This is a genomic window from Dactylosporangium sp. NPDC005572 (genome assembly GCF_040605515.1).
Classification (GTDB): domain Bacteria; phylum Actinomycetota; class Actinomycetes; order Mycobacteriales; family Micromonosporaceae; genus Dactylosporangium.
Window position 1 is genome coordinate 1 of record NZ_JBEXCY010000014.1, and the last position, 9313, is coordinate 9313.

General features: G+C 70.8%; 8 protein-coding genes. 7 read left to right on the forward strand and 1 reads right to left on the reverse strand.

Annotated features, from left to right (window positions below):
* Together ABZS66_RS10245 and ABZS66_RS10250 are read left to right on the forward strand one after the other, a co-directional pair.
* On the forward strand, positions 1 to 1093 hold a 1093-nt coding region (locus ABZS66_RS10245; RefSeq protein ID WP_354756781.1), incomplete at its 5' end, for an AAA family ATPase.
* Positions 1094 to 1181: 88 nt separating this feature from the next.
* A complete protein-coding gene (locus ABZS66_RS10250; protein ID WP_354756782.1) occupies positions 1182 to 1799 on the forward strand; it encodes an HAD-IA family hydrolase in 618 nt (205 codons plus the stop codon).
* On the opposite strand, the gene ABZS66_RS10255 is transcribed toward ABZS66_RS10250, so the two are convergent.
* Positions 1796 to 2278 (reverse strand): glutathione peroxidase, encoded by a 483-nt coding sequence (locus ABZS66_RS10255; RefSeq protein ID WP_354756783.1) that lies wholly within the window; start codon positions 2276 to 2278, stop codon positions 1796 to 1798. The two genes, ABZS66_RS10250 and ABZS66_RS10255, sit on opposite strands and share 4 nt — an antisense overlap.
* Before the next feature lie 165 nt (positions 2279 to 2443).
* Between ABZS66_RS10255 and ABZS66_RS10260 the strand changes: the two genes are divergently transcribed.
* The 5 genes from ABZS66_RS10260 to ABZS66_RS10280 all read left to right on the forward strand — a co-directional run bounded on the left by ABZS66_RS10260 (position 2444) and on the right by ABZS66_RS10280 (position 9056).
* A complete protein-coding gene (locus ABZS66_RS10260; RefSeq protein ID WP_354756784.1) occupies positions 2444 to 3829 on the forward strand; it encodes an aldehyde dehydrogenase family protein in 1386 nt (461 codons plus the stop codon).
* A complete protein-coding gene (locus ABZS66_RS10265) occupies positions 3826 to 5274 on the forward strand; it encodes a sugar ABC transporter ATP-binding protein (RefSeq protein WP_354756785.1) in 1449 nt (482 codons plus the stop codon). Before ABZS66_RS10260 ends, ABZS66_RS10265 begins: the two co-directional genes overlap by 4 nt.
* Before the next feature lie 82 nt (positions 5275 to 5356).
* Complete coding sequence (locus ABZS66_RS10270) at positions 5357 to 6310, forward strand: ABC transporter permease (protein WP_354756786.1); 954 nt, start codon at positions 5357 to 5359, stop codon at positions 6308 to 6310.
* Positions 6311 to 6321: 11 nt separating this feature from the next.
* Positions 6322 to 7260, forward strand: a complete 939-nt coding sequence (locus tag ABZS66_RS10275; RefSeq protein ID WP_354756787.1) for a substrate-binding domain-containing protein — start codon at positions 6322 to 6324, stop codon at positions 7258 to 7260.
* Positions 7261 to 7316: 56 nt separating this feature from the next.
* Positions 7317 to 9056, forward strand: a complete 1740-nt coding sequence (locus ABZS66_RS10280) for a discoidin domain-containing protein (protein WP_354756788.1) — start codon at positions 7317 to 7319, stop codon at positions 9054 to 9056.
* Positions 9057 to 9313: the final 257 nt, after the last annotated feature.

Below are 9313 nucleotides of genomic sequence, written 5' to 3' on the forward strand. Positions count from 1 at the left end.
GCAGACCCGCGAGCGGGCGGCGGCGCGCAAGGCCACCCGCGCCCGCGGCGCCAGGGTCGCCGAGACCGTGATGTCCGGGGCCGCGCTCGCGCTGGAGCAGCTCGGCGCCTCGATCGCCGAGGCCGCCGAGACCCGCGACACGCTCGCCGAGACCCGCGCCGAGCGCGAGTCCGAGCTGACCCAGGTCCGCGGGCGGGCCAAGCAGTTCACCGCCGAGCTGGAGCGGCTCACCAGCGCCGTCCACCGGGACGAGGTCGCCCGGGCCGAGCAGCGGCTGCGCATCGAGCAGCTGGAGGCCCGCTCGGCCGAGGAGTTCGGCCTCGACGCCGACACGCTCGTCGCCGAGTACGGGCCGGAGGTCGAGGTGCCGCCGACGGCGCCGGAGATCGCCGCGGCCGAGGCCGACGGGCGGCCGGTGCCGGTGCCCGTGCCGTTCGACCGGGCAACCCAGGAGAAGCGGGCCGCCAAGGCCGAGCGCGAGCTCAACCTCCTCGGCAAGGTCAACCCGCTGGCCCTGGAGGAGTTCGCGGCGATGGAGGAGCGCTACAAGTTCCTCTCCGACCAGCTCGAGGACCTCAAGGCCACCCGGCGCGACCTGCTCACCGTGGTCAAGGACGTCGACGACCGGATCCTCGAGGTCTTCACCAGCGCGTATCACGACACGGCCCGCGAGTTCGAGCAGGTCTTCGCGGTGCTCTTCCCGGGCGGCGAGGGCCGGCTGGTGCTCACCGACCCCGACGACATGCTCACCACGGGCATCGAGGTCGAGGCCCGCCCGCCGGGCAAGAAGATCAAGCGGCTGTCGCTGCTGTCCGGCGGCGAGCGCTCGCTCACCGCGGTCGCGCTGCTCTGCGCGATCTTCCGGGCCCGCCCCAGCCCGTTCTACATCATGGACGAGGTGGAGGCGGCGCTCGACGACGTCAACCTCGGCCGGCTCATCACGCTGTTCGAGCAGCTGCGCGAGCGCAGCCAGCTGATCATCATCACGCACCAGAAGCGGACGATGGAGGTCGCCGACGCGCTCTACGGCGTGACGATGCGCTCCGGCGTCACCGAGGTCATCTCCCAGCGACTCCGAACGGAAGCGGCCTAGTGCGGGGTCCGGAGCGTAGCGGAGGAGCCCCGCACCATAAGATCAGCGTGAAACCGCGCCGGCACCGGAGCGAAGCGGAGGTGACGACGTGGTACAGAAGCCGACGGCACTGTTGATCGACTTCGACGGGGTGCTCCGCACGTTCGACACGTCCGTGAACGCCGTGATCGAGCAGCAGTACGGGCTGGAGCCCGGCACGGTGCTGAGCACCGCCCTGGAGTGGGACCGGCTGCTGCCGGCGATCACCGGCCGGATCACGCGCGAGCAGTGGCTGGCGACCGTGGCCGAGGCCCTGCAGGAGCGGGTCGGCGGCCCCGACCAGGCGGCCGCCCTGATGAAGGAGTGGGTCGTCTACCCCGGCCACGTCCGCCCCGACGTGCTCGCGTTCGTGCGCGACGTGCGGGCCGCGGGCCTGCCGGTGTGCCTGGCCACGAACGCGACCGACGACCTCGGCAACGTGCTGGCCACGTTCAACCTGACCGGCGAGTTCGACGCGGTGGCCAACTCGTCGGAGATCGGCATCCACAAGCCGACCAAGGAGTACTTCGCGGCGGCGTGCGCGCTGATCAACACTCCGCCGGCCCGCTGCCTGCTGATCGACGACACCGACCGGATGATCCGCGGTGCGCGGGTGGCCGGCCTCACCGCCTACCGGTACACCGACGGTGACGACCTGACCTACCCGCGCCGCGCGCTCGGGATCTAGAGCACGCCCTCGATCGACGAGACGACCTCGTCGGCCTTCGGCTGGGTGCGCGGGCCGAACCGGGCCGCCACCGCGCCGTCCTTGCCCACCAGGAACTTCTCGAAGTTCCAGCGGATGTCGCCGGTGTGGCCCTCGGCGTCGGCAACCGGGGTCAGCAGGTCGTAGAGCGGGTGCCGGTCGGCGCCGTTGACCTCGACCTTCTCGGTCATCGGGAACGTGATGCCGTAGGTCGTGCTGCAGAACTCGGCGATCTCCTCGGCCGTGCCCGGCTCCTGCCCGGCGAACTGGTTGCACGGCACGCCCAGCACGGAGAAGCCGCGCTCCTCGTAGGTCCGCTGCAGTTCCTCCAGCTCGGCGTACTGCGGGGTCAGCCCGCACCGCGACGCGACGTTGACGACCAGTACCGGGCGTCCGCGGAACTGCCCCAGGTCGAGCGGCTTGCCCTGAAGGTCCGCGATCTCGATGTCGTAGAAGCTCATGCTCTTGATCGTATGCCGGGCGCTTGACTTCACCAGTTCGGCAGGTAAATTTACAAAGGCAACCCTCGATGCAACATCTCGCCGGTCGGCGCCGGCGGACCTGTCCTGCCCGGCAGCAGGACGCGCCCGCACCGGATCGTCGAGAGCATCGAGGAGGGCATCCGCATGCCCGTTGTCACCGTGCGCAACCCCGGGACCGGGGAAGTCCTGGGCGAGGTTCCCGCGCACGACGCCACCCAGGTCGCCGCGATCGTCGCCGCCGCCCAGGAGGGCCAGCGCGCGATGGCCGCCTTGCCGGCCCACGAGCGCGAGGCGCTGCTGCGCCGGGTCGCCGACCTTGTCGAGGCCGAGCAGGAGAGCCTGGCCCGGCTCCTGGCGGCCGAGAACGGCAAGCCGATCACGCAGACCCGCGGCGAGGTGCAGGCCGCCGTGCGCATCTTCCGCGGCTACGCGGGCGAGGCGACCCGGCTCCTGGGCCGCCAGATCCCGCTGGACGCGGTACCGGGGCTGGAGCGCCACCTCGCCGTGACCCTGCGCGAGCCGCTCGGCGTCGTCGCCGCCCTCGTGCCGTTCAACTATCCCGTCGAGCTCTACGCCCACAAGGCGGCCGCGGCCCTGGCCGCCGGCAACGCCGTCGTGGTGCAGCCACCGTCCAAGTGCCCGCTCGCGGTCCTGCGGGTGGCCCAGCTCGTCGAGCAGGCCGGTGCACCGCCGCACGCGCACCAGCTCGTCGTCGGCGACGCGGCCGTGTCCCGCCGGCTCGCCGCAGATCCGGGGATCGCCGCTGTCACCCTCACCGGCAGTACCGCCGCGGGAAGGGCGATCGCCCGGGAGGCCGGCCTGAAGAAGGTGTACCTGGAGCTCGGCGGCAACGACGCGCTCATCGTCTGCGCGGACGCCGACGTCGAGGAGGCGGCGCGGGCCGTTGTGCTGGGGCGGCTGGCCCGCGGCAACGGGCAGATCTGCTGCGCGGTGAAGCGGGTGTACGTCCAGCGGCCGGTCCACGACGCGTTCGTGGACGCCCTCGTCGCCCAGGCCGCGAAGCTCACCGTCGGCGACCAGCTGCTGGAGCCGACCGATGTCGGGCCGTTGATCACCGCGGATGCCGCCGGGCGCGTCGAACAGGCCGTGCGGGCGCTGGTGCGCGACGGCGCCCGCCTGCTCGCCGGCGGCACCGCCGACGGCGCCTTCGTCGACCCGGCCGTGCTCGTGGACGTGCCGGCCGACAGCCCCGCCTTCGCCGAGGAGATCTTCGGCCCGGTCGCCCCGGTCGCGCGGTTCGACGACCCGGAGGAGGCGGTCGCGCTGGCCAACGCGTCACCGTACGGGCTGCAGGCCGCCGTGTTCACCCGGGACGTCTCGCGGGCGCTGAGCATCGCGCGGCGCCTCGACGTGGGCGGCGTGATCATCAACGGATCGACCGCCCTGCGCGCCGAGAACCTGCCGTTCGGCGGGACGAAGGACACCGGGGGGTACCGCGAGGGCATCCACGACACCGTCCTCGACTTCACCCGCCAGAAGACCGTCGTCGTGATGGACGCGTTCCGGTGACGCTGGAACTTCGCGACGTCCGGAAGCGGTACGGCGGGGTCGAGGTGCTGCACGGCGTGAGCCTGGCGGCCGCCGCCGGGTCGGTGCTGGCGCTCGTCGGGGCCAACGGCGCCGGCAAGTCGACGCTGATCCGCATCCTGTCCGGCGCGGTGCGGGCCGACGGGGGCGAGGTCCTCGTCGACGGGGCACCGGCCGACCTCTCGTCGCCGCATCACGCGCACGCGCTCGGGATCCGCACGGTGTACCAGGAGCTGTCGCTCGTCCCGCAGCTCAGCGTGACCGAGAACCTGCTGCTCGGGCGCTTTCCCCGGCGGTACCACATGATCGACTGGACGGCGGCCCACCGGCGCGCACAGGAACTGCTGGACCGGGCCGGCTTCGGGATGATCGACCCGCGCGAACCGGCGGGCCGGCTGCCCGTGGCCCGCCAGCAGATGGTCGAGATCGCGAAGGCGCTGGCCGACGAGCCCAGGGTCCTCATCCTTGACGAGCCTTCAGCGGTACTGGCGGGCAGCGACCTCGACGCCCTCTACGCACTCGTGCGGGAGCTGCGGCGACGGGGCGTGCTGGTGGTGTACGTGTCGCACCGGCTGGCCGAGGTGCTCGACCTGGCCACCGACATCGTGGTGCTCAAGGACGGGCAGGTCGTCGAGGCCACCGCACCGGCCCGCACGTCCGAGGCCGAACTGATCCGGCTGATGGCCGGCCGGCGGCCCGAGCGGATCTATCCGCCGCGCCGGCCGGAGCCGGGCGACGTCCGGCTCAGGATCGAGGACCTGAGCCGCCCCGGCGAGTTCGCCGGCGTCTCCTTCGAGCTGCGGGCCGGCGAGATCGTCGGGCTGTTCGGCCTGGTCGGCTCGGGCCGCAGCGAGCTGGCCGCGTGCGTGTTCGGCGCCTCCCGGCCGTCGTCCGGCAGCGGCGCCTACGGGAGCCCGGCCGACGCGATCCGGCACGGCGTCGCCATGGTCACCGAGGACCGGGCCGGCAGCGGGCTGGTGCTCGGCCTGACCGTGCGGGACAACATCGGCCTCACCACCTGGCACGGCCCGTGGATCGACCAGGCCCGGCAGCGCCGCGACGTGGCGACCATGATCGAGCGGCTGGACATCCGGCCGCCCGGCTGCGCCGGGATGCCCGTCGTGCGGCTCAGCGGCGGCAACCAGCAGAAGGCGGTCCTCGCCAAGTGGCTGCTCGTCGAGCCGAAGGTGCTGATCCTCGACGAGCCCACCCGCGGCGTCGACATGGCGACCCGCGTGGAGATCTACCGGATGGTCGACGGCCTGGCCCGGGAGGGGCTCGCCGTCCTGCTCATCTCCTCCGACCTCACCGAGGTGCTCGGCGCCACCGACCGGGTCCTGGTCATGAACCAGGGCCGGATCACCGGCGAGCTGCCCTCGGAGGGCACGACCGAGGACCAGGTGCTGGAAAGGGCGATCGCGGCATGACCGGTTCCGGAGCGAAGCGGAGGAGGCCGGTCATCATGGGGCCCGCTTGGAAGGCATGCGGCCGGAGCGAAGCGGAGGACGCATGACCACGTTGGCGGTGCGGGTGCGGGGCCGGGACGTCACGGCCGAGCTCGCGTTCGCGGTGCTCGTCGTGGCGCTCGTGGCGGTCGCCGCGACCACGTCGGAGAGCTTTCTGACCCAGACCAACCTCACCAACCTGCTCAAGCAGATGGTGACCATCGGGCTGCTCGCGTTCGGCATGCTCGTGGTCATCCTCACCGGCGGCATCGACCTGTCGGTGGGCTCGGTGGTCGCGTTCGCCGGCATCGTCACCGCCGGGCTCGCGGCCGACCTGCCGATCCCGCTGGCGATGGCGGTCGGGATCGCGAGCGGCGTCGCGTTCGGCTCGCTCAACGGCCTGCTCGTGGCCCGCTTCGAGCTGGCGCCGTTCGTGGTGACGCTCGCGGCCCTGACGACCATCCGCGGGCTCGCGTTCGTCTACTCCGAGGTGCCGATCTCCCCGGCCGATCCGGGGTTCCTCTGGCTCGGCTCGGCGATGGCCGGGCCGATCCCGCTGATCACGCTCGTCATGCTGGCCGTCTTCGGCGTCGGGGGCCTGTTCCTGGCCCGGACGCCGGCCGGGCGCTCCATCGTCGCCATCGGTGGTAACGCGGAGACGGTCCGGCTGGCCGGCATCGGCGTGCGCCGGCACCTGGTGCTGGCGTACACGATCAGCGGCTTCTGTGCCGGCCTGGCCGGGGTCATCCTGACCAGCCGGGTCGGCATCGCACAACCGAGCGTCGGGGTGGCCTTCGAGCTCGACGCGATCGCGGCCTGCGTCATCGGTGGCGCAAGCCTGTCCGGCGGCCGGGGTTCGGCGAAGGGCGCCTTCGGCGGGGTGCTCGTCCTGGTCCTGATCAACAACCTGCTCAATCTGTACGGCGTACAGAGTTTCTGGCAGCAGGTGCTCAAGGGACTGATCATCGTCGCGGTCATCCTCGTGCAGCGCACGCGGCGACCGCGCTCTGCTCGATGAAAGGGCGGCACATGAAGAAGTTATGGGCGGGCCTGCTGGTACTGGGGCTGGCACTGGCCGGTTGCTCCGACGACCCGGCCGACAAGTCGGACTCCTACACCGTGGGGGTCGCGAACTTCCTGCTCAGCGGCCCGTACTTCAGCGGCATGGACGCCGCGATCGCCGCGCAGGCGAAGACCAAGGGCAACGTGAAGATCGTCAGCACCGACGCCGGGGGCGACGCCGCCAAGCTCGCCGCCAACGTCGAGGACCTGCTGAGCAAGAACGTCGACGCGATCATCATCTCCGGCGGCCCGCTGGAGTCGGCGCCCGCCGCGCTCAACGCGATCAAGGCGGCCGGCAAGCCGGTGATCCTCGTCGACCGCAAGTTCGCCGTCGGCGAGTACACCAGCTGGATCGGCCCCGACAACGAGGCCATCGGCAAGCAGGACGGCGAGTTCCTGACCAACAAGCTGACCGCCGGCGGCAAGGTCGCGATCATCAAGGGCGGCCCGGCCGACAACTCGATCGGCCTGGCCCGCACCAACGGCCTCAAGTCGGTGCTGTCCGGCAACTCGAAGTTCACGCTGGTCGAGGCGCCCGACTTCGGCAACTGGGGCTCCGACGGCGGCCTGACCGTCATGGAGGGGCTGCTCGCCAAGCACCCCGACCTGGTCGCCGTCTTCTGCGAGAACGACGCGATGTGCCTCGGCGCGCAGCGGGCGATCGCCTCCGCCGGCAAGGCCAACCAGATCGTGCTGGCCGGCGTCGACGGCCAGGCCGAGGCGCTCAAGGCCATTCTCGACGGCACCAACTACGTGGTGACCGGCCTGAACAGCCCGAACGTCATCGGCAAGCTCGCGCTCGACCGGACCGTCGAGGTGCTCGGCGGCGCCAAGGTCGAGAAGGACACCGTCGTCCCGTCGCCGCAGATCACCAAGGACAACGCCGCGCAGTACCTCAACACATAGGGGGAGCCATGCGTCTGCGTCATCTTGTCGCCGCGTCCCTTGTGGCGGGATCCCTGGTGGCGATCCCCTCGCAGGCCGCCGTCGCGGCCCCGACCTGGCGGCTGCTGTACTCGGAGAACTTCAGCACACCGGTCAACAGCAACAACACGGCGTGGGTGCGCGACACCTACGCCAACCCGTTCGACACCATCACCGACGACCCCGGCCAGTGGTACCGCAACGACTACGGCCCCGCCTGGACGACCCAGCTCAACTCCTTCTACACGTACCGCAAGGAGTTCACGCTCGGCCAGAACGGCTGGCTGACGGCATCGCTGTCGGCGCGCGACTTCAACAAGGACGGCGTCGTCGAGTCGCCGCCGACGATCACCACCCAGGCCGTCGGCGGCTCCAATGCGGCCGTGATGACCGTGCCGGAGAGCACCGGCGGCGCGATCTTCCGGCCCACCAACCGGCTGCCCGACCAGTACCGCGTGGAGTACAAGCTCAAGACGCTGAACTTCGGCGGCAAGCGCAACGGCACGATCAACTACGACGGCAAGATCAACGGTTACTCGCCGACCGGCTGCAAGACCCAGCATCCCTGGGGTGAAGGCTCCAACAGCCCCGGCTGGAGCGGCGACGCCTCCGTCCCCTACTGCGAGTGGCAGGACGTCCGGGCCGGGCCGTACGGGTACAACGGCTTCCACTTCCTGTCGATCGTGGACTTCGCGAACCCGGCGCCGCGCAACAACCACTTCTGGCACTACCACCGCAAGGTGCTGATGGACCAGTTCGCGCAGCACCCGGACCGGGTCGGCAGCGGTACCGGCGGGCGGGTGTGCAACTCGAACACCAACACCTACTACAACTACCGTGACGGCAACTTCAACACCGTCAACATGTGGATCAGCGGGATGCCGAACTGGAACCCGGGCGCGGGCGGCCTGCCCGGCAACTCGCAGTGGTTCATGACCAGCTGCTCCGGCGGCGCGGCCGAGAACCAGCTGTCCAGCGCGGCCGAGCTGCAGCCCGAGCTGATGCCGAACGAGTTCTACACGTTCGCGATCGAGCGCGACGCGACGGGCTACACGCTGGAGGCGAGCGGCAACTTCGCCCGCGTCGGCGTGAAGACCCTGCGCTTCCACCGCCCGTTCGTGGTCAACGGCGTGCCGATCTGGCACTACAACACCCAGGCGTCGGAGTACAACGGCCAGTTCAACGGCACGCTCACCCAGAACGACGACTTCGGCAGCGCGTCGTGGCCGAACCAGTGGCCGGCCGGCTCGTCGTACCCGGACTGGTTCGTGATCGGCGACCTGTACACGAACGTCTACGAGGGCAGCGCGTCCGTGACGGACATCAAGCTGTTCGTGCCCGAGACGACCCCGGCGCCGAACCTGGCGCTGAACAAGCCGGCCACGGCCTCGAACCAGTGCGCGGCCGCGGAGGCCCCGGCGAAGGCGGTCAACGGCAGCTGGACCGGCGGCCTGTCCGACAAGTGGTGCGCGCTGGGCTCCGGCAAGTGGCTGCGGGTCGACCTCCAGTCGTCCCAGTCGGTCGGCCGGGTGGTGCTGCGGCACTCGGGTGCGGGCGGCGAGAAGCCGTCGTGGAACACCCGCGACTTCGACGTGCAGACGTCGGTTGACGGGAACACCTGGACAACGGTGGCGTCGGTCCGCGGCAACACGGCGGATGTGACGACGCATACGTTCACGCCCCGCCAGGCTCGATATCTCCGCCTGAACGTGATCACCCCGACGAGCGACTCGGACACGGCGGCGCGCATCTTCGAGCTGGAGGCGTACGCGAGCTGACGTGGTGCCGGCGTTGGTCGATCTGCCCTTGGTGGATCGACCAACGTCGCCGCACGGCCTGGCTTCTGTGCTCGGGGTGGATGCGCTTCATGATCCAGGGAAGCTTCTGGCTGCCATGGCTACCAGAAGTTTCCCTTGATCATGGCGGCGGGGCGATCTTGGGCGACCGCGGTCGGATCGCGGCTACCTGGACCAGTTTCCGGCGACGGTCGTGCCGCTTCTCGGTCGTGGCTCGTTGCATCGCTCCTGATGCATCA